Below are 23,411 nucleotides of genomic sequence, written 5' to 3' on the forward strand. Positions count from 1 at the left end.
CTATTTAGTTGCTTGTAAGATAACAAATTTATGGTTGGTCGCGACAGTTTTTACCTGCCCTTGGCCAAATAATCTTGCTAGTTTTACATCGTAGCCGAGGTGGCGATTGCCGATCACTAATAATCGTCCCCCTTTTTTAAGAACATGCTTTGCATCACAGAACATCTGCCAAGCAATGTGATCCGTGATAGCTTGTTGTTGATGGAATGGTGGGTTACACAATATTAAACAGGTACTCTCTTGTTGAAAACCATCTAAGCAGTTATTGGCAATGCATTGAATATTGCGATCTTCTCCCAAATTCTCCAGCAAATTTAGCTTTGCAGACTCGACGGCCATCAAGCTTTCATCAACGCAGGTCATGCGTACTTGAGGATTGAGTTGGCCCATCTTGATTGATAACACCCCGTTGCCGCATCCAAGGTCGATGATGTGCTGTAACTTAGGATCTGGTGGAAGATGCTGTAGAAAAAAGCGTGCGCCGAGATCCAATCCCTCACCTGAGTAGACATTCGGCAGATTTTTTAGACGGATGGATTCGCTTTCTACGGCCCATTCAGTTATGGGTTCCACCGTTTCAATCGGTGATACGTTCGGTGCTGAAAAAATGAGGCGGTGTTTTTTCCATGCAAGAGAAGTGCTTGTTGAACCTAAATACTTTTCAAATAAGTTTAAGGTTGATGTGTGGATCTCTTTCGCTTTGTTGACCGCTATCACAGGGCAATCTTGGGCAAGGGACTGACGGAGTTGGCTTAATTGCCAAACCAAGTGGCGATTGCTCTTGGGCAATTGAAAAAGCACCAGATCGACCGATTCAGGGATGGCATCCATTGTTGAGAGCAATTGCACGTTGCGGCACTGATTGCGCTGAAGATTGTTTAACGTACCTTGTTGCGAAATAAAAGAGTCGCTCATCATGGTGACGTGATGCTTATCTGCAAACCAACACGATAGAGCGCCAAAGTGATCGTTTAAAATAAGGATGCGTTTGCCTATTGCTAAATTCAACGCTTCAATATGATTAATCATATATTCATCGCCCGCATCCCAAGCTTGTAATGTTTCGTTTGAACGATGTGGGAAACGGTGCAAGCTCAACGTTCGATCATGCAGTGCCAACTCTGTTTTCATAATTTTTTATAGGTCGTAGTGAGAATTACGGATGCATTGTCTCAAATGGCGTAGAAACAAGGAACCAAAACCTTTCGCTATTCTATAAGGCTAGTTAAACTTAAATCTCTTTACACTCGTATATGTTCTCATGCTCTTATTTGAGGAAGAAAGGCAACGGTATGATCCAACCCATAATCGAACAAAAATTGCATCAAGCATTTCACCCTGATTATTTGAAAGTCGAAAATGAAAGCTACATGCACAATGTGCCTTCAGGATCTGAAAGCCATTTTAAAGTCATTGTGGTGAGTGACAGTTTTGAAGGAATGCGTTTGATTGGCCGTCACCGACAGGTTAACCAAGTGTTGGCAGAAGAGTTAGCGAACCACATTCATGCACTCTCGATTCATACCTACACACCACAAGAGTGGCAGGCGCAAATTAGTGGCGTACCTGATAGTCCTATGTGTATGGGCGGTGGAAAATAACTCGTTCAGAACCGTCTGAACATGCCGTTCTCTTGTTCTGTTTTTGAGCGGAATGTTAACAGTATTTAAACAAATTGACGAGATGAACAAGTTGAGAGAAATTGTTTTAGGTAGTGAATAAAAATAAATACTCATAAGGGGTAAGGAATAGGTTATTTGTGCGATGCTTCAAAGTTATGACTATTCGCTAGCCTTTATGATTCAAATCCTTCCAAATAAAACGACTTATCAGAGGATTGGTCATGGCATCAGGTTCCGAAAAAATGCTAGACTATTGCACCTAATGGATCTCATACCATACTTGTGATGAGGTTATTAAAAGGATGTTGCGGTTCTGGCGTTTAAAACAAGCCAAAATCGGACACAGAAATGTCGTGTCTAAGGCTGGTTTAACTTTCATTTGGCCTCTTATCAAGAACGACCATGAAAGATAAACAAGCCTTGAACTTACGCAATTAAAAGAATCTTTTTCCCGATAAAATAGTGCAAGTGCGTATGATTACAATAAAAAGGGGTTTGGACCTTCCTATTGCAGGAACTCCTTCCCAGGTGATTAATGATGGTAAGACCATCACTAAAGTCGCCTTGCTTGGCGAAGAGTACGTTGGCATGCGTCCTACCATGCATGTTCGCGTAGGCGATGAAGTAAAGAAAGCTCAAATTCTTTTTGAAGATAAAAAGAATCCGGGTGTTAAATTTACTTCACCAGCAAGCGGTAAGGTTATCGAAGTCAATCGTGGCGCCAAACGTGTCCTACAATCCGTTGTGATTGAAGTGGCAGGTGATGAGCAAATCACGTTCGATAGCTTTGAAGCTAGCCAACTAGCAAGTATTGACCGTCAAACGGTTAAAACTCAGTTAGTTGAGTCTGGTCTTTGGACTGCGTTGCGTACTCGTCCGTTTAGCAAGGTTCCAGCAATTGAGTCTTCAACTCAGGCTATTTTTGTGACAGCAATGGATACCAATCCATTAGCGGCAAAACCTGAGACGATCATTAATGAGCAATCTGAAGCATTCGTCGCTGGTCTCGATATCCTTTCAACTCTGACTGAGGGCAAGGTTTACGTCTGTAAATCTGGTACTAGCTTACCACGCTCTTCACAGCCAAACGTTGAAGAACATGTGTTTGATGGCCCACACCCTGCAGGTCTTGTAGGGACTCACATGCATTTCCTCTATCCAGTAAATGCAGTCAATGTGGCGTGGAGCATCAATTACCAAGACGTGATTGCGTTTGGTCAATTGTTCTTAACCGGTGAGCTATACACACAACGAGTGGTGTCGCTTGCAGGACCCGTAGTCAACAAACCTCGTCTTGTCCGTACTCAGATTGGTGCTAGCCTCGAAGAGTTAACGGATAACGAATTGATGCCGGGCGAAGTTCGTGTCATCTCTGGTTCTGTACTTTCTGGTGTGAAAGCGGCGGGGCCTGTAGCTTATCTTGGTCGTTACCACCTCCAAGTATCGGTTCTGCGTGAAGGTCGTGACAAAGATTTTCTTGGTTGGGCAATGCCTGGCAAGAACAAATTTTCAGTCACTCGCTCTTTCCTTGGTCATCTATTCACAGGTCAGTTGTTCAACATGACAACCACAACCAATGGTAGTGATCGTGCGATGGTACCTATTGGTAACTATGAAAAAGTGTTGCCACTAGATATGGAACCAACGCTCCTACTTCGTGACCTATGTGCAGGTGACATCGATAGCGCTCAACGTCTCGGTGCCCTTGAACTGGACGAAGAAGATCTCGCATTGTGTACCTTTGTATGTCCTGGTAAATACGAATATGGTCAGCTACTTCGTGAGTGCCTAGACAAGATTGAGAAGGAAGGGTAATTTTCATGGGCCTTAAAAAGTTTCTTGAAGACATCGAGCATCATTTTGAACCTGGCGGCAAACATGAAAAATGGTTTGCCTTGTATGAAGCAGCCGCAACGCTTTTTTATACGCCTGGTTTAGTTACAAAACGAAGCTCACACGTTCGTGATAGCGTTGACCTCAAACGCATCATGATCATGGTTTGGCTAGCGGTATTCCCAGCGATGTTCTGGGGTATGTATAACGTTGGTCACCAATCGATTACTGCACTTAACCATCTGTATTCTGGCGCTGAATTGGCGACAGTCATCAGTGGTAACTGGCACTATTGGCTAACTGAAATGCTTGGCGGTACATTAAGTACGCAAGCCGGTTGGGCAAGTATGATGCTGCTTGGTGCGACTTACTTCCTACCTATCTACGCCACGGTATTCTTGGTCGGTGGCTTTTGGGAAGTGCTGTTTTGTATGGTGCGTAAGCATGAAGTTAACGAAGGTTTCTTTGTAACTTCAATTTTGTTTGCTCTGATTGTTCCACCCACACTGCCTTTATGGCAAGCCGCTTTAGGGATTACCTTTGGCGTGGTTGTTGCCAAAGAAATCTTTGGTGGTACCGGGCGTAACTTCCTAAACCCAGCATTAGCCGGTCGTGCTTTTCTATTCTTCGCCTACCCAGCACAGATCTCTGGTGACGTTGTTTGGACAGCTGCAGATGGTTTTTCAGGTGCAACGGCGCTAAGCCAATGGGCTCAAGGTGGTAACGGTGCTCTGATCAATAAGGTCACTGGCGAAGCCATTACTTGGATGGATGCGTTTGTTGGTAACATTCCTGGCTCTATCGGTGAAGTGTCGACGTTAGCACTGGCGATTGGCGCGGCATTTATTGTCTACATGGGCATTGCTTCATGGCGCATTATTGCGGGTGTTATGGTAGGTATGATTGCCATATCAACGCTGTTCAATGTTATTGGTTCAGACACAAATGCAATGTTTAATATGCCTTGGCATTGGCACCTGGTACTTGGTGGCTTTGCGTTTGGTATGTTCTTCATGGCAACCGACCCAGTATCGGCTTCATTTACTAACAAAGGTAAATGGGCATACGGTATTTTGATTGGTGCAATGTGTGTGATGATTCGTGTGGTTAACCCAGCTTACCCAGAAGGTATGATGCTGGCGATCTTATTTGCGAACCTATTTGCACCTTTGTTTGACCATATTGTGATTGAGAAGAACATCAAGCGGAGACTAGCACGCTATGGCAAGTAATAACGATAGCATTAAAAAAACGCTGTTTGTTGTTATCGCATTGAGCTTAGTGTGCTCAATCATCGTATCGACAGCAGCGGTTGGCCTGCGTGACAAGCAAAAAGTTAACGCAGTACTTGATAAGCAAAGCAAGATTGTTGAAGTTGCAGGCATTAACGAGTCTGGTAGCGTGCCAGAGCTTTTTGCTAAATACATTGAACCTCGTTTGATTGATTTTAAAACCGGGAACTTTGTTGATGGCGATGCAACGGCCTATGATCAACGCAAAGCTTCTAAAGACCCAGCTCAATCTATCAAGCTAACAGCGGAACAAGATAAAGCGAAGATTATTCGTCGTGCCAATACTGGGGTTGTTTACCTAGTGAAAAGTGGCGACGAGATTTCTAAAGTGATTGTTCCCGTTCACGGTAATGGTTTGTGGTCAATGATGTACGCATTTGTGGCTGTAGAAACCGATGGTAATACCGTTTCCGGCATTACTTACTACGAACAAGGTGAAACTCCGGGATTGGGTGGTGAAGTTGAAAACCCATCATGGCGAGCTCAATTTGTTGGCAAGAAATTGTTTGATGACAACCACCAACCTGCAATTAAAGTTGTGAAAGGTGGCGCTCCTGCCGGATCTGAGCATGGCGTTGATGGACTTTCTGGCGCAACACTGACCAGTAACGGTGTTCAACACACTTTCGACTTCTGGTTAGGTGATATGGGCTTTGGTCCATTCCTAGCAAAAGTTCGTGACGGAGGTTTGAACTAATGTCTAGCGCAAAAGAGATTAAAAAGAGCATTCTAGCGCCAGTGTTGGATAACAACCCAATTGCACTTCAAGTGCTTGGTGTCTGTTCTGCCCTTGCGGTAACCACTAAATTGGAAACGGCGTTTGTTATGACGCTAGCCGTTATGTTTGTAACGGCTTTCTCTAACTTATTCGTTTCGTTAATTCGTCACCACATACCTAACAGTGTGCGTATCATCGTTCAGATGGCGATCATTGCTTCATTGGTTATTGTTGTTGACCAGATCCTACGTGCTTATTTATACGATATCTCGAAACAGCTATCGGTGTTCGTAGGGTTGATCATTACTAACTGTATCGTAATGGGCCGTGCTGAAGCATTTGCAATGAAGTCGGCACCGATTCCTTCCTTTATCGATGGTATCGGTAATGGTCTGGGTTATGGTTTTGTATTGATCACTGTTGGTTTCTTCCGCGAACTTCTTGGTTCAGGCAAGCTATTTGGAATGGAAGTTCTACCTCTTGTGAAAGATGGTGGCTGGTATCAACCTAACGGTTTGATGCTGCTAGCACCTTCGGCATTCTTCCTAATTGGCTTCATGATTTGGGCGATTCGCACGTTCAAACCTGAACAACTAGAAGCGAAGGAGTAAGGGCGTTATGGAACATTATATCAGTTTGCTTGTTCGATCGATTTTTATCGAAAACATGGCACTCTCTTTCTTCTTGGGTATGTGTACATTTCTTGCTGTATCTAAGAAAGTAAAGACATCGTTTGGTTTAGGGATTGCGGTTACTGTTGTTCTGACCATTTCAGTACCAGTGAATAACTTGGTTTATAACTTGTTACTTAAACCAGGTGCATTGGGTGAAAATATTGATCTTACATTTCTAAATTTCATTACCTTTATCGGTGTTATTGCCGCATTGGTACAGATCTTAGAGATGATATTGGATCGTTTTTTCCCACCTTTGTATAATGCGCTGGGCATTTTCTTACCTTTAATCACAGTGAACTGCGCCATTTTTGGTGGTGTATCTTTCATGGTGCAGCGTGATTATAACTTTGCTGAATCCGTCGTTTACGGTTTCGGTTCGGGTGTGGGTTGGATGTTAGCGATTGTCGCTCTTGCCGGTATCCGTGAGAAAATGAAATATTCAGATGTACCTCCGGGTTTACGTGGTTTAGGGATTACCTTCATCACGGCGGGTCTAATGGCGTTAGGCTTTATGTCTTTCTCTGGTGTTCAACTGTAAGTCGGGTAAACCGCAACAATTAAGGAATAGTCAATGGACATTATTCTTGGTGTAGTGATGTTTACCCTGATTGTTCTAGCACTCGTTTTGGTAATTCTATTTGCTAAATCTAAGCTAGTTCCAACAGGTGACATTACAATTTCAATTAACGGTGATGCAGATAAGTCTATTGTGACTAATCCAGGTGGCAAGCTACTGAGCGTACTTGCAGGTTCTGGTGTCTTTGTATCATCGGCGTGTGGTGGTGGCGGCTCTTGTGGTCAATGCCGTGTAAAAGTGAAATCTGGCGGTGGTGATATTCTTCCTACTGAACTTGATCACATTACTAAAGGTGAAGCTCGTGAGGGTGAACGTTTAGCGTGTCAAGTGGCTGTGAAAACAGACATGGATATTGAACTTCCTGAAGAAATTTTTGGTGTTAAAAAGTGGGAATGTACCGTTATCTCTAACGACAACAAAGCCACCTTCATTAAAGAGCTTAAACTTCAGATCCCTGATGGCGAGTCAGTACCTTTCCGTGCTGGTGGTTACATTCAGATCGAAGCGCCAGCACACCACATCAAATATTCAGATTTTGACGTGCCAGAAGAGTATCGTGGCGATTGGGACAAATTTAACCTGTTCCGCTACGAGTCAAAAGTTGATGAAGACATTATTCGTGCTTACTCAATGGCGAATTACCCTGAAGAGTTCGGTATTATTATGCTAAACGTGCGTATTGCTACGCCGCCGCCTAATAATCCCAATGTGCCACCGGGTCAGATGTCTTCTTACATTTGGTCACTGAAAGAAGGTGATAAATGTACTATTTCTGGTCCATTTGGTGAGTTCTTTGCCAAAGATACGGATGCAGAAATGGTCTTTATCGGTGGTGGTGCGGGCATGGCTCCAATGCGCTCACACATCTTCGATCAGCTTAAGCGTTTAAAATCTACCCGTAAGATGTCTTATTGGTATGGTGCGCGCTCTAAGCGTGAGATGTTCTACGTTGAAGATTTTGACGGCCTTGCCGCTGAAAACTCGAATTTCGTATGGCACTGTGCGCTTTCTGATCCAATGCCTGAAGATAACTGGGATGGATACACAGGTTTCATCCACAATGTATTGTATGAAAACTATCTGAAAGACCATGAAGCGCCTGAAGATTGTGAATACTACATGTGTGGTCCACCGATGATGAATGCGGCTGTGATTGGCATGCTGAAGAACCTTGGTGTAGAAGATGAGAACATCCTTCTTGATGACTTCGGTGGTTAATTCACTGAAGTAAGTAAAACCTATGGCTGGCTCTGATGAGTCAGCCATTGTTTTTTTAGTTTTAGTTTTGCCTTGTGGCTTTGAATTCCAACTCAGTTAACATAGAAAATAGGTGTAGGAATTTCTTTTCTATAACCACTTCTTTTCTATATTCACTTTATTCACTTTCATTTTTAGGAGTAAACAAGTGAAAAAATGGCTTGTTGCGTTAGCTTCTCTATTCATCTTGGCGGGTTGTGAAAAATCGGTTGAGCAAGTTCATCTCAGTGGCCCTACTATGGGCACGACTTACAATATTAAGTACCTGAAAGCTGAAGGTATCCCTAGCTCTGAGGCTCTCCAAAAGGAAGTTGATCGGTTATTGGAAGAAGTGAACGATCAAATGTCGACCTATCGTAAAGATTCCGAGCTCAGCCGTTTTAATCAATATCAAGGAACGGAACCTTTTACAGTCTCTTCTCAAACCGCAACCGTGGTGAAAGAAGCGCTGCGTCTTAACGGTCTTACTTTAGGTGCATTGGATGTCACTGTTGGTCCTTTGGTTAACCTATGGGGTTTTGGCCCTGAAGCTCGTCCTGATGTGGTGCCAAGCGATGCAGAATTGGCTGAGCGTAAAACCAACATAGGCATTGAGCATCTTAGCGCAACCGATACTACGTTAAGTAAAGATCTTCCTAATCTCTATGTGGACCTTTCAACTATTGCGAAAGGATGGGGAGTCGATGTGGTTGCTGACTACATTCAATCACAAGGCATTGCCAATTACATGGTTGAAGTCGGTGGTGAGATGCGCTTAAAAGGCGTAAATCGAGAAGGCGTACCTTGGCGAATCGCTATAGAAAAACCGACAGTTGATGAACGTACCGCTCAAGAGATCATTGAACCTGGTGATCTGGCAATTGCCACTTCAGGTGATTACCGCAATTATTTTGAGCAAGATGGTGTGCGTTATTCTCACATTATCAATCCAATCACTGGAAAACCCATCCATAATAAAGTGGTATCAGTTACCGTTTTGGATGCATCTTCAATGACGGCAGATGGCCTAGCGACTGGATTAATGGTACTAGGAGAGACGAAAGGTATTGAGGTTGCAGAGCAATACAACATTCCTGTGTTCATGATTGTGAAAACAGAACAAGGTTTTGAAGAGATTGCCTCCAGCGCATTTAAGCCATTTCTAAATAAAAAGTGAGTTAAGTTATGAATACTTTTTTCATTACATTCAGTGTATTTCTGTGTGTCATTGCCGCGATGGCGGTTGGCTATGTCTTTCAAAAGAAAGTAGTCAAAGGCAGCTGTGGTGGATTAGGTGCTGTTGGCATTGAAAAAGTGTGCAATTGCCCAGAGCCTTGTGATGCACGTAAAAAACGCGAAGCTAAGGCCGCAGCAAGAGCTGAAAAGTTAGCGCATTGGGAAAAAGATCGTATCGCCTGAGCTACGATTAAAGAGCCTGTTTTGTGCAGGCTCTTTAATTTTTAAAAGCAATTCATTTCAATCCATAGAAACCAAGAATATACTGTTTATGTATACAGTCTTTTGATGGCTTTGAATTGGAAAATAAAATCAAAAAAATTATCCATATTGATATGGATTGTTTCTACGCTGCGGTAGAAATGCGTGATAACCCCGAATATAGGCATCGCCCTCTAGCCGTTGGTGGTCATGAAAAGCAGCGTGGTGTGTTAAGTACTTGCAATTATGAAGCGAGGAAATTTGGCGTTCGTTCCGCTATGCCGACCGCTCAAGCTTTAAAATTATGCCCCAATCTGCTGGTCGTTCCGGGGCGAATGTCGGTATACAAAGCTATCTCCATTCAAATCCGACAGATATTCGAACGTTATACTTCCATTATTGAGCCGTTATCATTAGATGAAGCATTTCTTGATGTGAGTGATTCACCGCTATGTCAAGGAAGCGCAACATTGATAGCTCAAGCCATTCGCCATGATATTCACAACGAACTTCAACTGACCGCCTCTGCAGGTGTAGCACCTGTAAAATTTTTGGCTAAAGTGGCCTCTGATATGAATAAGCCTAACGGCCAATTTGTAATACCACCCGATAAAGTACAGCAGGTGGTCGATTCATTGCCGCTAGAGAAAATACCCGGTGTCGGTAAGGTTAGTCTGGAAAAGTTGCACCAAGCGGGTTTTTATAAGTGTGAAGATATCAAGCTAACGGACTATCGAGAGCTACTTCGTAACTTTGGCAGATTAGGCGCTTCACTATGGAAGAAAAGTCATGGAATTGATAATCGCGAAGTCGTGACAGAGAGGGAGCGCAAATCATTAGGTGTCGAAAGAACATTTAGTCAAAATATCTCAAGTTATGAAGAGTGCTGGCAGGTGATTGAACATCATCTCTACCCAGAGATAAAAGCGAGGTTAGACAGAGCGAGTGTTGATGGTTCGATTGTCAAACAAGGGATCAAAGTCAAGTTTGCCGATTTTCAACTTACGACGATTGAGCATCTTCATCCACAGTTAGAGCTCAATGATTTTCGAACCCTTTTGGAGAATATTTTGTTGCGGCAAAATGGGCGAGAAATTCGCTTACTTGGTTTACAGGTGATGTTAAAGCCAGAAATGCTCAATAAGCAGCTCAGTTTTTTTTAAATTAGTGAAACAAACTAACATTTATGTCATTAAATTGACGGTTTTTAGGTTGAAATCATTTATATTGCTAGCGAGAAATACTAACTCATCAAATATCCACACCTGATATGGTTAGTCATAAAACGATCGATGAGAGAAAACAATGAAAAAAGTAGTGTTAGTCACTTTAATGTTGTTGAGCTCCCCTTTGTGGGCAGCGCAGTGCCGAGTTGATGTTAACCATGAAGTTCACCTTGATGGTGATAAGGTTGAAATTCTCAAAACGAGCACCGACACTGTTTTGATGGATAAACAGAATAATCTCTATATCCGTGGTGAAAAGATGGAGCTCGATAGTGAGCAGAAAACGGCTCTTGAGCAGTATAGAGAAAGCATGAATGCTTCATTGCCTAAAGTAAAACAGATGGCGAGTGATGGCTTAGCGTTGGCGAATGATATTTTGGATGATGTTGCGAAAAGTATTGAATCTCCCAACGCCTTCGATAGCGCCAAGCAATCCATAGCCACTTTTTTTGCCAATATTGAATCTCGTTATTACAAAGATGGTGAGCTGGTTCTCCCTGCGCAGACTTTTGAATCAATGACGCAAACTTGGGCCGATGATTTTGAAAAAGCGAAAGCTTTATTTAACAAAGAGTTTATATCCGGCGCCTTCGATGCCCTTTCACTGAAAATGAGAGAAGAGGGTGGCTTAAACATCACAAAATTGACCGATACAATGGCGGACTTAAAAGTTAAGTTAGCCGAGCGAATTCAAGAAAACGCCGCCACAATTCAAAAAGAGAGTCGTGATTTTTGTGAGTCTCTTAATGATATGGTTGAGCAGGAACAACAACTGCACCAAAAAATACCAGTATTAAAAGATTATCAAGTCTTTACCATCTAAACTTAAAGAGCACATTCGGTGCTCTTTATTTGTCTCTATGATGTTAGGTTAATTTACTGGTATGGATGTTGTTTAATAATTTTAGTTTGAGACGGTTAACAGCATTAGTTTCAATAGCCTTCGTTGTGCTGTTTATTTTGTGCTATCTGCTATTTAAGTTTATGTGGTCTTATGATCGCGCCGTTGAAGATGCTCTTTCCTTGCAACGAGGTGAGGTTAACCGAGTTCGAACTGTTCTTAATATGCAAAAAACGGACATGGGGGCATCATTGGCTGATTATGCCGCATGGAATGAAATGGCCGATTTTATTGCTAAGCCTAATGATGATTTTATTCGCGACAGTATTGGTACTCACACCTTTGAATCCAAGTCATTAGACGGTATTTTTATTTTTAATCCAGATGTGCAATTAGTTTGGGGCCAGCGCTACGACTATGAGACTGGCCATGAAGCCAGTTATGATGCGATTCGATATAATTTTGGTGATATTTTAGCGGACGCGATGAAAGCACCAAAAGATTTCATCAAACCGAATCTCAGTTTTATCGTGATAGACGACAAACCTTTTATCGTTGCAACCTCTCGGGTTTGTAATAGTGACGCAAAGGAGTGCGACAAAGGTTATTTACTTTTTTTAAAAAGGATCAGTGAGCAGTTTATCAACGAACTTGTGACTGCTACTGGGGTGAATGTGGAAGTGATGTTGATCAAGAAGCGTAATGATCAACCGATTGTAGCGCCACACAATGACAATATCTCCTACCTTGAAATGCTTGATTATCGTAATCGCCTCACTGTATTAATTAGAATAAATCATACGGTTAAAGTGCCACCATTTATTCAATGGCAGGAGCTTTCAGGGCTTGCTACTTTCTCTATCCTGATGTTTTTCTTGAACCTGCTTGTAGCGAATAAAGTGGTCAAGCCAATCAATGATGCCAATCAAGTTCTGGAGCAATTTAAAGCATCGGGTGGAAAGATGCCTAGTGAGCGATCCTTCATATCAAAGGAAATGAAAGAGTTTTCTCGTACGATGAACCAAATAGTATGGGAGCTGGAAACCAGTCGACGCGAACTAAAATGGCAATCAGAGCACGATCCACTCACACGTATTGCGAACCGCCGTCGTTTAGAAAAGGTCTTTAAAAGCTATATTGTTGATTATCAATTTAGACATATCGTATTGTTTTTAATTGATATTGACTATTTTAAATTGTTCAATGATCACTACGGCCACTTAGAGGGTGATGAAGCATTGAAATCTGTTGCGACCAGCTTAAAAAAATTGGATTTTGGCGGTGAAAAACTGGTTGCTCGCTTTGGTGGAGAAGAGTTTTGTGTAGTTTTGGCGAGCGACATCGAAATTGATGGTCAAGCTTATGCTAAACGACTGATCGAATCGGTTGAATCACTGCGCATTACCCACCAATTTTCCCCGGCTAAGAAGACGCTTTCAATCAGCGTTGGAGGGGTTGAAATTGATACCCCACAGTTGAATCACTATCTAGATTTCTTTCATGTGGCTGATAGAGCACTTTATGCAGTCAAAGCACAAGGAAGAGGTCGTTATCTCGTGCAAAAATTCACCTCTAATCTCCCGTTAACATTGCCTGTTCAATAATCTTTACGCAGTAAATTCTGTTTATTTTTGCAATGCTTGTTTAATAAATAAGCAGTGGAATTGCTCTATTTGATTGCCTGTATTACCGTACTAGCTAACTAGTCTATTGATATTCGTGTGAGTGGTATGACACAGTCTGATTCTCGTGAACATTTTGGTTCACGTCTTGGTTTTATTCTTGCGGCGGCGGGTGCGGCAGTTGGCCTAGGTAATATCTGGGGCTTTCCAACCCAAGCGGCAAGCAACGGCGGCGGCGCATTCTTATTGGTTTATTTGGTGATGATCATGGTCGTTGCCTTCCCTATGTTAGTGGTTGAAATGGCGATAGGCCGTTTTGGGCAAGCAAACCCTGTTGATAGCATGCGCTCATTAACGCCTCATCCACTAGGTAAAATTGTCGGTGGCTTTGTTGGTTGGATTGGCTTGAGTGTTCCGAGTGCGGTACTGGCGTTTTACAGCATCGTCGGTGGCTGGCTAATCTGCTTTTTACTCGGTGCGATGACAGAGTTATTGGGTTTTGTGGAAATCACAGCTTGGTTGAAAGGGTTTAGTGTTGAGCGTAACTTATTCGGAACCTTAGTGTTTTATATTTTGACGATTCTAATCGTGCAAGGTGGTGTTAAAGACGGGATTGAGAAATGGTCAACGCGTTTAATGCCTGCATTGTTTGTACTGTTTGGTGTGCTGTTTGTTTACATCATGATGCAAACTGGTGCGATGGAAGGTTTACAACACTATTTGGTCCCTGATTTTTCAAAGGTGTTTGACAGACATCTCTTACTGGCGGCAATGGGGCAAGGTTTCTTCTCATTAACCATTGGTGGCTGCTCGATGCTGATTTACGGATCTTATCTGAGTAAGCAAGAAAACCTGCCGAAGATGGCACTAAATGTGACTTTAGTTGATACCGCCGTGGCTTTCATTGCTGGCCTTGTTGTGTTGCCTGCGATGTTTGTTGCGATGCATAAAGGGGTGGAAATCTATGCCGCTGATGGTTCTTTACTAAATTCAGACACGCTCGTTTTTACTGTGTTGCCATTGATGTTTGATAGTCTTGGTTGGATGGGGCAGGTGTTTGCTATCGTATTTTTCACTTTACTGACGATCGCCGCGTTAACCTCTTCTATCTCTATGCTGGAATGCCCTGTAGCCTTAGTCAGCGAGCGTTTTAATACGAAACGCGCACCAACAAGCTGGGTATTAGGCGCGTTAATTGCGCTAGTCAGTGTCGTTATTGTTTATAATTTTGGTGCGCTATTTGGCTTAGTGGCAACGGTTGCGACGCAATATTTGCAGCCGACAGCAGCGCTAATGTTCTGCCTATTTGGCGGTTGGGTATGGCGTCGTCACGCGAAGGTCAAAGAGTTAGAACAAGGTTTCCCTGAGTTCCAATTGGGTTGGTTTGGTAAAATCTGGCCTTGGTACGTGAAATTTGTCTGCCCTGTATTAGTGGCTACGGTGATTTGGGCTTCGTTCGGTTAATGAATTACTTTCTTCATCCCACTCACGCTTAAACAGCATAAAGCCCTTTGAATAAGGGCTTTATTATTGAACTTATGTGTCTCTATTGTTTAGACTTATCGACAATTTAGACCATCGACGGTGGCATCAAGTGTCCCGTGGTTAGAGGTTCTAAATCGCTGTCTGCGACCTCTTCAATAAAATCGCCCACGACTTGCTCAACCATCTCATCGCTTTGCGAGAAGTAGGCGAGATGGAATACGGCATCTCCTTCATTAACAAGAGGCAGAGTTTGTTGCCCAATCACAATACCACCCTTATTGGCTCTTAATTCGACTTCGACATGACCAAGCGGTGAGTTGATATAGGCAAGCACTTGTCCTTTTTCGACCTTGTCACCAAGAGTCACCACAGTGCGCAAGATGCCATCGCTTTCGGCTCTGAGCCAACTGGTTGATTTTGCGATGATCGATGTCGGTACGGCCTTGCGACTTTTGCGCATCATACCAATGGCTTGCATGGTGCGTTTCACACCGACAATACCCGCATTGATGGCAATAGGTTCAAATTTTAGCGCTTCACCTGCTTCATAAGTTAATACTGTGATGCCTGATTTCTCTGCTTCACTTCTGAGCGAGCCATTACGCAGTGGAGAGTCGATGATCACTGGGGTTGCAAATGCTTGGGCAATACGCAAGGTTTCAGGATTAGTGAGATCGGCGCGGATTTGTGGCAAATTCGTGCGATGAATAGCACCAGTATGCAGGTCGATGATGTAATCACAACGTAAAGCGACTTGGGAAAAGAAAGTATGTGCAATGCGAGAGGCGAGGGAGCCAGTTTCACTTCCAGGGAAGCAGCGATTGAGATCGCGTCGATCAGGAAGGTAGCGAGATTTATGAATAAAGCCAAAGGCATTGACGATGGGGACAACAATCAGTGTCCCTTTTAGTTTTTGCGGGTCGATGGAGTTGATCAGTTGACGGACTATTTCAACGCCGTTCAGTTCATCACCATGGATGGCGGCATTGACCATTAAGGTTGGGCCAGTGGATATTCCATTAATGATTTCGATAGGGATAGAGAGTGGCGAGTGTGTATAAAGCTTAGCCGCTTCTAGCTCCATTGCCTTGCGCGTTCCTGGGGGAACTGAATCCCCCAGGAAATGAAATGCTGTGTTTTTCCTAACCTTTGCCACGTGTTTTTGTCCCTTTCGTTGCCGCATTTTTTTCAATAAATTCGACAATCAACCCGGCGATATCTTTACCAGTAGCGGCTTCAATACCTTCAAGACCTGGCGATGAATTGACTTCCATCACTAATGGGCCACGTTCCGATCGCAAAAGATCCACACCCGCAACATTGAGACCCATAATCTTCGCCGCATCGATAGCCGTCTTACGTTCTAGAGGGGTGATTTTTACCAAAGAGGCCGTTCCGCCGCGGTGTAGGTTAGAGCGAAACTCACCATCGGCACCTTGCCGTTTCATGGCTGCGATAACTTTGTCGCCAATAACGAAACAGCGAATATCGGCGCCACCAGCCTCTTTGATGTACTCTTGCACCATGATATTGGCTTTCAAGCCCATGAACGCTTCGATCACACTTTCTGCTGCTTTGCGTGTTTCCGCTAACACTACACCGATGCCTTGAGTTCCTTCAAGTAATTTAATTACTACCGGTGCTCCTCCGACCATGTCGAGTAAGTCTTTGACATCATCGGGTTTGCTGGCGAAACCAGTAATTGGCATACCAATGCCGCGACGAGACAATAGCTGCATTGAGCGAAGTTTATCTCTGGAACGGCTAATAGCCACAGATTCATTGACGGGATAAACCCCCATCATTTCAAATTGGCGTAATACCGCAGTACCGTAAAACGTAACGGATGCACCAATACGAGGAATGACTGCATCAAAACCCGCTAACTCTTCACCTTTAAAGTGAATTTCGGGTTTTTCAGAATTGATATTCATATAGCAACGCAGCCCATCAATCACTTTGACTTGGTGGCCACGGCTTTTACACGCTTCAATCAGACGCTTGGTTGAATACAACGAAGCATTACGTGACAGAATACCAATTTTCATTATTTGCTCTCCTCGAAAGCGATTAAAAACGATTTAGTTGGATTAACTAAAATTCGACGGTGCATTGCGGTGCGACCTAATAGCATACGAAAACCCATATTTTCGCGATTGGTTAACGTTATTTCAATGGGCCAAGTTTGGCCGCCCAAACTGACGTCTGATTGAATAACGTAACGTGACTCTTCATGGCCACCGGAATCACGGACGATTCGTTCATCAATGACTTTAGCTTCGCACACAGTGACCTTGTCATTATTGCGCTGCACAGGGTGGATCCAAAAGCGAACCCAAAGAGTCTCTTCCTTGGTGAAGCTCTCTACCTTAAATGCGTGTAAGCACGACGTGCGGGCTCCGGTATCGACTTTGGCATTAATTTGCTCAATACCTAACCCTGGAAGGCTGAGAGTTTCTCGCCATCCGACAATCATTTTTTCTTTCATCGCAGTTTCAATATTTTTGGAGAATGTAAGACGCCGCTAAGGAGTAGCCGCATCCCCGATACAACTTTTAAATGGTGTTATCGCTTGAAGAGAGTGTGGTGAATAACTCTAGGAACTTCAAGGGGGCGAACTCTAGCAGTCACAAAAAATGTGCGCTAATGAAATTAATTTGCCTTATCGATAAAATTAATTGATAGAAAAAGAGGTAAGGATTGATGCCGAATTCCGCTGCCAAAGCAAGATATTCATCAACTTGCTATTACACGCTGGTTGAAGAATTCGACATCAGAGTGGGTTAAACTTTCGCTGGAATATGCTCTAGTAGGGCAACCATTTGCTCCCAGAAAAGATCGACGGTGTCGATCTTCACTTTCTCATCCGGTGAGTGAGGGAATTTAATGGTTGGGCCAAACGAAACCATATCCATTTCTGGGTAAGGTTTTTTGAAAAGACCACATTCTAGGCCAGCATGGATCACCATGATATTCGGTTTATGACCGTAAATACCTTGGTACATGTCTCTGAAAATAGCCATGATCTCTGAATCGGCATCTGGTTTCCAGCCCGGATAAGCACCAGTAAAGGCAATTTCCGCATTCGCTAGCTCAGCAACGGATTTGAGCATGCTTTCAACCTGTTGGCGACCTGAATCAATCAGAGAACGAATAAGGCATAACACAGTCACAGAGTTTTCTTGTGTAGTAATCACACCGACATTCAATGAGGTTTCAACTACGCCTTCAATTTCATCGCTCATCCGGATCACACCGTTTGGACACGCGTTTAATGCGGCAATAAAACGTTGTTGATCAACAAGAGCGAAGACATTTTCTGCATTTTCTTGCGGGTTGTTGAAAGTGACAATTCCTGTTTCGACGCGTCCAAGCTCTTCTTTCACTAGCTGGGTATAGGTGCTAAATAGCTCATCCAGTTTTACCCCGTTTTCGGCAGGAATGGCCACGGTGACAAACGCTTCTCGAGGAATGGCGTTACGTAGGCTACCACCGCGAAACTCGATCAAACGTAAATCAAGTTCTTGTGCGTGACTAGCAAGAAAGCGAGCCAGTAGCTTGTTAGCATTCCCACGGCCAGTATGGACGTCACACCCAGAGTGACCTCCTTTTAACCCTTTCAAAATCAATTGATGTGTTACGTAACCAGCAGGCATGGCTTGTCGTTGGATATTAAAAGTCATTGCGCCATCAATACCACCAGCACAGCCCATATATACTTCGCCCTCTTGTTCTGAATCAGTATTGAGCAGGATCTCTCCTTCTAACCAACCCGCTTCAAGGCCAAAAGCACCAGTCATACCCGCTTCTTCATCAATCGTCAGTAACACTTCAATAGGACCGTGCTTGAGCTCTTTTGACGCGAGAACAGCCAAACATGCTGCCATACCCATGCCGTTATCGGCACCTAAAGTGGTTCCTTTGGCTGTTACCCATTCGCCATCGATGTACGGTTGGATAGGGTCCTTAGCAAAGTCGTGTTGCGTGTCTTCGTTTTTTTGCGGCACCATATCAATATGAGCTTGTAGAACCACACCTTTCTTATGTTCCATGCCAGCTGTCGCTGGTTTTTTTATGAAAACGTTGCCGGTTGGATCTCGGCGTACCGCTAAACCCTGCTCTGTCGCCCACTGGATGATGTATTGGGCTAAGGCTTCTTCATGCTTAGACGGGTGAGGTATGGAACAGATTTTATCGAAAAATTGCCATACGGGTGCCGATGACAATTTACTGATTTCAGAATAGAACTCAGACACGGAATACTCCTTTTATTCGAGCTTGCCAGATCATGAACAGGCGAAATGTTTCTTTGGTAGCGATATCGACTAGATCTGAGCATGACTTGTAGTGGTGGACAGCATACCACTCTCGACAATCAGCGAGTAGCCTCACCGCTTGAGAATTGTTTTATTGGTGTCACATTAAATCGACTGTAGCGTATAGAAGAGATGACACAATCGGCGATGAGATTCTTCCCCTTACCGCCTAATAATCATTTTTTGCTGATATTTGTGTAATTTAATTACCTAAATCTGTTGATGTAGATCATTAAAATAAAGTTATGTGATTTTTATCACGCTAAATGTTGTAATTTAATTTCTTGGTGGTATATTTGTAACCAACTTCGAAAGCGAAGAAAAAATGCTCAAAGGATGAGTCCGTTTATCGCCTCCACGGAACCGAGAAATCAAATTTATGTTCAATTGATTTTATAAGGTGATAGTTATGAAAGGTTTACCATCTGCAATGTTCTGGACAAACAAGTCTGTTTACACTGGCAACTTTGCTTACCCAACAAGCTTTGGTTATTAAGACTTTAAGCATGTTATTTGAACTGTATGTTCACCCCCTAGATATTGGAATTTTTTTGTAGTCAGTTTGGCTAAAATGATTCGCCGCCACCTCAGATGAGGTGGCGTTTTTTTATCTCAATGTTCAAGACTTCCTTTACGGCTCAATGGCAATACGATATGGAAATCCGCTTTTTCTTTTTGAAGAAATGAAGCGCGACTAGGTTCATAAGCCATTAATAAAAGCATATTACAGCCTTAATTCTATCTGGAATTTGTGATCTGATCTCTCTATAATCCACAGCCAATCGATTACGCAACCGTTTACTTTTTACCCTTATAGGACTCGATCATGCTCGAAAGGCTATTTAAACTTAGTGAATATGGCACAAACGTGCGCACTGAGGTTATCGCAGGAATAACGACATTTCTCACGATGGCATACATTATCTTTGTTAACCCTGCGATCTTAGCGGATGCCGGCATGGACCGTGGTGCAGTATTTGTTGCTACGTGTCTTGCGGCGGCTATTGGCTGTTTCATCATGGGCTTTGTCGCCAACTACCCAATTGCGCAGGCTCCGGGTATGGGGTTAAACGCATTTTTTACTTACGCCGTTGTGCTCGGCATGGGATATACATGGCAAGTTGCGCTGGCGGCGGTATTCGTTTCTGGTGTGCTGTTCATTTTTCTTAGTATCTTTAAAATCCGTGAGTGGATCATCGGTTCGATTCCGATGTCATTACGAACGGGGATCTCGGCCGGTATTGGACTTTTTCTTGCCTTTATTGCCCTGAAAAATGCAGGCATTGTGGTTGATAACCCTGCAACTTTGGTTTCTGTCGGCGCAATTACTTCTCTTCCTGCTGTACTCGGTGCGATAGGTTTCTTCCTGACGATTGCTTTGGTTCATCGTGGTTTAAAGGGTGCTGTAATGATCGCGATTCTTGCGGTTACTGGCCTTGGTTTAGTGTTTGGTGACGTTCAGTGGCATGGCATTATGTCGGCACCACCAAGTATTGCGCCAACTTTTTTGCAGCTTGATTTCTCCGCCGTTTTTGAAGTGGGTATGATCTCAGTGGTGTTTGCGTTTCTGTTTGTCGATCTATTTGACACGGCTGGCACCTTAGTTGGTGTGGCGCAAAAGGCAGATTTGATTGGCAAAGATGGTAAAATCCCACGTCTAAATAAAGCATTGCTTGCCGATTCTACTGCTACGTCAGTCGGTGCCCTGCTAGGTACATCAAACACAACCTCTTATATTGAAAGTGTGGCGGGTGTTGCTGCTGGCGGGCGCACAGGGCTGACTGCAGTCGTTGTTGGCATTTTGTTCTTACTTGCATTATTCTTCTCGCCATTAGCTGGAATGATCCCTGCGTACGCTACGTCTGGTGCATTATTTTACGTGGCAATTTTGATGCTTTCTGGTTTGGTCAGTATTGATTGGCGCGATTTAACAGAAGCGGCTCCTGTCGTCGTTACCTGTTTATTAATGCCGCTGACATTCTCTATCGCAGAAGGTATTTCTCTTGGTTTCATTGCTTATGCGGCTATCAAACTATTTAGTGGCAAAGGGCGCAGTGTATCGATGAGTGTGTGGGTGATGTCAGCCATCTTCATCTTTAAGTATATCGCCTCTGCAATGTAATGAACGACACAGATTATTTAAATAATTAGGTTTACAACAATGAGCAATAAATTCGTTATCACTTGGGACAACATGCAGACTTACTGTCGTCAATTGGCAGAAAAACAGATGCCTGCAGAGCAATGGAAAGGTATTTGGGCGGTGAGCCGTGGTGGTCTGGTTCCTGGTGCCATATTGGCGCGTGAATTAGGTATTCGCCATGTCGATACGATTTGCATTTCAAGTTACGATCATGATCATCAGCGTGACATGACAGTGATCAAAGCACCTGAAGGTGACGGCGAAGGTTTCTTAATTGTTGAAGATTTGGTCGATAGTGGTGATACCGCACGTAAGCTACGTGAAATGTATCCTAAAGCGAAATTGATTGCGGTGTGTGCGAAGCCTTCTGGCGTCAGCTTGTTAGATGATTATGTTGTGGATATTGCTCAAGATACGTGGATTGAGCAGCCATGGGATATGACTATTCAATACGCAGAACCGATTAACCGTAAACAAAAGTAATGCTTTTCTTGCGTTTATTTGAAAATGGCCCTTTATCGGGCCATTTTTTTTATTACTATTAGAGCACCGCTCTCAATTGAATCGACTTATGTCTGAACCTAACAGCCAAAATCTTTCTGAAACCTTGTTCCAGAAACACAAGCAAGCTCAAGAAACCTCGGCATTGACCCGTTATATGCCAAGCAGCCAAGAAATTTTGGACCTAAAAAAACAGCAAGAAGGGTACGTTTGGTATCGAAATCTCAGGCGGTTACAGTGGATATGGCAAGGTGTTGATCCTGTAGAGCAAGAAGAAGTTCTCGCCCGCATTGCCTCTTCGAAACATTCGCGAACCGAAGCGGATTGGCTAGATACGGTTATGGGCTATCACAGTGGTAACTGGGCATACGAGTGGACTAAGCTGGGTATGCGTCACCAAAAGCGCGCTAATGACAAGCAAGACGAAGAGGCGGCCAATGAACTTTTTTCCGCGTCGCTCTGCTTTAGCATTGCTGGTTATCCGCATCTAAAAAATGATAATTTATCCTTACAGGCACAGATACTGTCAAACAGCGCTTATAACGAAGCGGCCAAATTGACTCGTTATGTGATTAAGCAGATTGAAGTACCCTATAAGAACAAAAAAATAGTCGCTAATTTGCATTTGCCCAATACCGATAGGCCTCATCCGGTCGTTTTGGTTAGCGCCGGTTTAGACAGTTTGCAGACGGATATGTGGCGTTTGTTTAGAGATTATCTCGCGCCTAGAGATATTGCGATGTTAACCATTGATATGCCCTCCGTAGGTCATAGCTCCCATTGGCCTTTAACTGAAGATTCTTCATGTCTGCATCAAGCCGTACTCAATGAACTGGAAAGCTTGCCTTGGGTTGATCATCGAAAAGTGGGGCTTGTTGGATTTCGATTTGGTGGTAACTCCATGATCAGGCTCTCTTTTCTAGAGCAAGATAAAATCAAGGCTTGTGTTTCATTAGGCGCACCTATCCACGATATTTTAGCTTCGCCAGAAAAATTGAAAAAAATGCCCAAAATGTATATTGATGTGCTGGCGTCTCGTTTAGGTAAAGACGTGGTGGATATTAATAGCCTTGCTGGGTTGATGCGAGCGTGGTCACTGAAAGTGCAAGGTTTTTTAACCAGTAGGCGAACTAAAGTTCCGATTTTGGCTTTAGGATTAGAAGGTGATCCCATTTCACCCTATTCAGATAATCAATTAGTTGCAATTTTTAGTGAATACGGCAAAGCGAAACAGATAAAAAGCAAAACAATTACACAAGGATATGAGCAATCCCTCGATTTAGCGATAAAGTGGTTAGAAGATGAGCTATTTAGGTGACTTTTCTACTAAATTAGTTAAGCATGATATTGGTATGCGGTAACAAGCATATGATTAATAAAAATAATGATCGTTCTTAACATTGAAATGGAGAGTCAATATGTCAGAAATGACCCACACCCCGACTCATTATCGCTTATTGTCTGCTTTAAAAGCTATTGGACCTTATTTACGAGAAGGCCAATGTCGTGAGGATCACTACTTATTTGATTGCCTTGCGTCTTGCGTTAATGACAAAAAATCCCCAGAGAAACGAGAGTTTTGGGGCTGGTGGCTGGAACTTACTAAGAAAGAATCAGGGTTTGAGGCTAAGTATCATACAGGACGTTACAACTTAGCTGGCACGTGGGATGCCGACGCGATTCCTAAATCCGTATTTTCTGAAGTCAAACGTACCCAAGAAGAGTTTCATGCCAAACTGGTAGCGAGTCTCTATGAGCGCTTTGAATTGAGTGTTGAGATTGCACAAGATTCCGCTGAATTCGTCTGATTTTCGTTATCCCCTTATCCTCGTGATGAAAAAGGTGCTTTTTAGCACCTTTTCTACTTGTGAATTATTGCTTTGAT

At 43.3% G+C, this 23,411-nt stretch carries 22 protein-coding genes; 17 read left to right on the top strand and 5 right to left on the bottom strand.

Translation table 11 applies throughout. The features are described 5' to 3' along the window. The gene (locus NB504_RS13060) at window positions 1-1,131 is read right to left on the bottom strand and encodes a methyltransferase (RefSeq protein WP_258429042.1); all 1,131 of its coding nucleotides are present in this window, start codon (window positions 1,129-1,131) and stop codon (window positions 1-3) included. Between the two features lie 161 nt (window positions 1,132-1,292). Here NB504_RS13060 and NB504_RS13065 point away from each other — a divergent pair, with 161 nt between their 5' ends. The 13 genes from NB504_RS13065 to NB504_RS13125 all read left to right on the top strand — a co-directional run bounded on the left by NB504_RS13065 (window position 1,293) and on the right by NB504_RS13125 (window position 14,545). Then, on the top strand, window positions 1,293-1,601 hold the full coding sequence (locus NB504_RS13065; RefSeq protein WP_026027643.1) for a BolA family transcriptional regulator: 309 nt from the start codon (window positions 1,293-1,295) through the stop codon (window positions 1,599-1,601). Between the two features lie 495 nt (window positions 1,602-2,096). Further along, complete coding sequence (locus NB504_RS13070; RefSeq protein WP_026027642.1) at window positions 2,097-3,437, top strand: Na(+)-translocating NADH-quinone reductase subunit A; 1,341 nt, start codon at window positions 2,097-2,099, stop codon at window positions 3,435-3,437. Between the two features lie 5 nt (window positions 3,438-3,442). Further along, window positions 3,443-4,687, top strand: a complete 1,245-nt coding sequence (locus NB504_RS13075; protein WP_013856172.1) for an NADH:ubiquinone reductase (Na(+)-transporting) subunit B — start codon at window positions 3,443-3,445, stop codon at window positions 4,685-4,687. After that, on the top strand, window positions 4,677-5,444 hold the full coding sequence (locus NB504_RS13080; RefSeq protein WP_013856173.1) for a Na(+)-translocating NADH-quinone reductase subunit C: 768 nt from the start codon (window positions 4,677-4,679) through the stop codon (window positions 5,442-5,444). Before NB504_RS13075 ends, NB504_RS13080 begins: the two co-directional genes overlap by 11 nt. Beyond that, window positions 5,444-6,076 carry an NADH:ubiquinone reductase (Na(+)-transporting) subunit D gene (locus NB504_RS13085; RefSeq protein ID WP_013856174.1) on the top strand — a complete coding sequence of 211 codons (633 nt, stop codon included), beginning with the start codon at window positions 5,444-5,446 and terminating at the stop codon, window positions 6,074-6,076. Before NB504_RS13080 ends, NB504_RS13085 begins: the two co-directional genes overlap by 1 nt. 7 nt (window positions 6,077-6,083) lie before the next feature. After that, entirely contained in the window at window positions 6,084-6,680 is a 597-nt protein-coding gene (gene nqrE, locus NB504_RS13090; protein WP_013856175.1) for an NADH:ubiquinone reductase (Na(+)-transporting) subunit E, read from the top strand. A 33-nt stretch (window positions 6,681-6,713) separates the two neighbouring features. Then, on the top strand, window positions 6,714-7,937 hold the full coding sequence (nqrF, locus tag NB504_RS13095) for an NADH:ubiquinone reductase (Na(+)-transporting) subunit F (RefSeq protein WP_013856176.1): 1,224 nt from the start codon (window positions 6,714-6,716) through the stop codon (window positions 7,935-7,937). A 187-nt stretch (window positions 7,938-8,124) separates the two neighbouring features. After that, window positions 8,125-9,132 (top strand): FAD:protein FMN transferase, encoded by a 1,008-nt coding sequence (locus tag NB504_RS13100; protein ID WP_088729111.1) that lies wholly within the window; start codon window positions 8,125-8,127, stop codon window positions 9,130-9,132. 8 nt (window positions 9,133-9,140) lie between these two features. After that, the gene (nqrM, locus tag NB504_RS13105; RefSeq protein ID WP_013856179.1) at window positions 9,141-9,374 is read left to right on the top strand and encodes a (Na+)-NQR maturation NqrM; all 234 of its coding nucleotides are present in this window, start codon (window positions 9,141-9,143) and stop codon (window positions 9,372-9,374) included. A gap of 116 nt (window positions 9,375-9,490) precedes the next feature. After that, window positions 9,491-10,555 (top strand): DNA polymerase IV, encoded by a 1,065-nt coding sequence (gene dinB, locus NB504_RS13110; protein WP_017046582.1) that lies wholly within the window; start codon window positions 9,491-9,493, stop codon window positions 10,553-10,555. A 142-nt stretch (window positions 10,556-10,697) separates the two neighbouring features. Further along, entirely contained in the window at window positions 10,698-11,441 is a 744-nt protein-coding gene (locus NB504_RS13115) for a YggN family protein (RefSeq protein WP_013856181.1), read from the top strand. A gap of 65 nt (window positions 11,442-11,506) precedes the next feature. Then, window positions 11,507-13,063 carry a diguanylate cyclase gene (locus tag NB504_RS13120; protein WP_258429044.1) on the top strand — a complete coding sequence of 519 codons (1,557 nt, stop codon included), beginning with the start codon at window positions 11,507-11,509 and terminating at the stop codon, window positions 13,061-13,063. 126 nt (window positions 13,064-13,189) lie between these two features. Further along, window positions 13,190-14,545, top strand: coding sequence for a sodium-dependent transporter (locus NB504_RS13125; RefSeq protein ID WP_258429045.1), 1,356 nt, complete (start codon window positions 13,190-13,192; stop codon window positions 14,543-14,545). A gap of 106 nt (window positions 14,546-14,651) precedes the next feature. On the opposite strand, the gene NB504_RS13130 is transcribed toward NB504_RS13125, so the two are convergent. The 4 genes from NB504_RS13130 to NB504_RS13145 form a co-directional block, all read right to left on the bottom strand. Further along, window positions 14,652-15,749: a succinylglutamate desuccinylase/aspartoacylase family protein gene (locus tag NB504_RS13130; protein WP_088718002.1), complete on the bottom strand. Its 1,098-nt coding sequence runs from the start codon at window positions 15,747-15,749 to the stop codon at window positions 14,652-14,654. Then, window positions 15,709-16,614, bottom strand: coding sequence for a 30S ribosomal protein S6--L-glutamate ligase (gene rimK, locus NB504_RS13135; protein ID WP_010320145.1), 906 nt, complete (start codon window positions 16,612-16,614; stop codon window positions 15,709-15,711). Before rimK ends, NB504_RS13130 begins: the two co-directional genes overlap by 41 nt. Beyond that, window positions 16,614-17,054, bottom strand: coding sequence for an ATP-dependent zinc protease (locus tag NB504_RS13140; RefSeq protein ID WP_017049719.1), 441 nt, complete (start codon window positions 17,052-17,054; stop codon window positions 16,614-16,616). Before NB504_RS13140 ends, rimK begins: the two co-directional genes overlap by 1 nt. A 295-nt stretch (window positions 17,055-17,349) precedes the next feature. Continuing rightward, a complete protein-coding gene (locus NB504_RS13145; protein ID WP_019281102.1) occupies window positions 17,350-18,822 on the bottom strand; it encodes an aminoacyl-histidine dipeptidase in 1,473 nt (490 codons plus the stop codon). 886 nt (window positions 18,823-19,708) lie between these two features. Between NB504_RS13145 and NB504_RS13150 the strand changes: the two genes are divergently transcribed. The 4 genes from NB504_RS13150 to crl all read left to right on the top strand — a co-directional run bounded on the left by NB504_RS13150 (window position 19,709) and on the right by crl (window position 23,334). Continuing rightward, on the top strand, window positions 19,709-21,004 hold the full coding sequence (locus NB504_RS13150) for an NCS2 family permease (protein ID WP_013856188.1): 1,296 nt from the start codon (window positions 19,709-19,711) through the stop codon (window positions 21,002-21,004). A gap of 39 nt (window positions 21,005-21,043) precedes the next feature. Then, window positions 21,044-21,508: an oxytetracycline resistance phosphoribosyltransferase domain-containing protein Tet(34) gene (gene tet(34) / locus NB504_RS13155; RefSeq protein ID WP_010320141.1), complete on the top strand. Its 465-nt coding sequence runs from the start codon at window positions 21,044-21,046 to the stop codon at window positions 21,506-21,508. 88 nt (window positions 21,509-21,596) lie between these two features. After that, window positions 21,597-22,844 (top strand): esterase FrsA, encoded by a 1,248-nt coding sequence (gene frsA / locus NB504_RS13160; RefSeq protein WP_258429047.1) that lies wholly within the window; start codon window positions 21,597-21,599, stop codon window positions 22,842-22,844. A gap of 100 nt (window positions 22,845-22,944) precedes the next feature. After that, a complete protein-coding gene (gene crl / locus NB504_RS13165) occupies window positions 22,945-23,334 on the top strand; it encodes a sigma factor-binding protein Crl (protein WP_026028531.1) in 390 nt (129 codons plus the stop codon). Window positions 23,335-23,411 lie beyond the last annotated feature (77 nt).

It is taken from the genome of Vibrio sp. RM-69-4, assembly GCF_024743775.1.
GTDB lineage: Bacteria > Pseudomonadota > Gammaproteobacteria > Enterobacterales > Vibrionaceae > Vibrio > Vibrio anguillarum.

Bases quoted from the DNA above. Each gene is read 5' to 3' on its own strand.
- NB504_RS13060 (WP_258429042.1), bottom strand. From the start codon at position 1,131: ATGAAAACAGAGTTGGCACTGCATGATCGAACGTTGAGCTTGCACCGT.
- NB504_RS13065 (WP_026027643.1), top strand. From the start codon at position 1,293: ATGATCCAACCCATAATCGAACAAAAATTGCATCAAGCATTTCACCCT.
- NB504_RS13070 (WP_026027642.1), top strand. From the start codon at position 2,097: ATGATTACAATAAAAAGGGGTTTGGACCTTCCTATTGCAGGAACTCCT.
- NB504_RS13075 (WP_013856172.1), top strand. From the start codon at position 3,443: ATGGGCCTTAAAAAGTTTCTTGAAGACATCGAGCATCATTTTGAACCT.
- NB504_RS13080 (WP_013856173.1), top strand. From the start codon at position 4,677: ATGGCAAGTAATAACGATAGCATTAAAAAAACGCTGTTTGTTGTTATC.
- NB504_RS13085 (WP_013856174.1), top strand. From the start codon at position 5,444: ATGTCTAGCGCAAAAGAGATTAAAAAGAGCATTCTAGCGCCAGTGTTG.
- nqrE (WP_013856175.1), top strand. From the start codon at position 6,084: ATGGAACATTATATCAGTTTGCTTGTTCGATCGATTTTTATCGAAAAC.
- nqrF (WP_013856176.1), top strand. From the start codon at position 6,714: ATGGACATTATTCTTGGTGTAGTGATGTTTACCCTGATTGTTCTAGCA.
- nqrM (WP_013856179.1), top strand. From the start codon at position 9,141: ATGAATACTTTTTTCATTACATTCAGTGTATTTCTGTGTGTCATTGCC.
- NB504_RS13115 (WP_013856181.1), top strand. From the start codon at position 10,698: ATGAAAAAAGTAGTGTTAGTCACTTTAATGTTGTTGAGCTCCCCTTTG.
- NB504_RS13120 (WP_258429044.1), top strand. From the start codon at position 11,507: ATGTTGTTTAATAATTTTAGTTTGAGACGGTTAACAGCATTAGTTTCA.
- NB504_RS13125 (WP_258429045.1), top strand. From the start codon at position 13,190: ATGACACAGTCTGATTCTCGTGAACATTTTGGTTCACGTCTTGGTTTT.
- NB504_RS13130 (WP_088718002.1), bottom strand. From the start codon at position 15,749: ATGCGGCAACGAAAGGGACAAAAACACGTGGCAAAGGTTAGGAAAAAC.
- rimK (WP_010320145.1), bottom strand. From the start codon at position 16,614: ATGAAAATTGGTATTCTGTCACGTAATGCTTCGTTGTATTCAACCAAG.
- NB504_RS13140 (WP_017049719.1), bottom strand. From the start codon at position 17,054: ATGAAAGAAAAAATGATTGTCGGATGGCGAGAAACTCTCAGCCTTCCA.
- NB504_RS13150 (WP_013856188.1), top strand. From the start codon at position 19,709: ATGCTCGAAAGGCTATTTAAACTTAGTGAATATGGCACAAACGTGCGC.
- frsA (WP_258429047.1), top strand. From the start codon at position 21,597: ATGTCTGAACCTAACAGCCAAAATCTTTCTGAAACCTTGTTCCAGAAA.
- crl (WP_026028531.1), top strand. From the start codon at position 22,945: ATGTCAGAAATGACCCACACCCCGACTCATTATCGCTTATTGTCTGCT.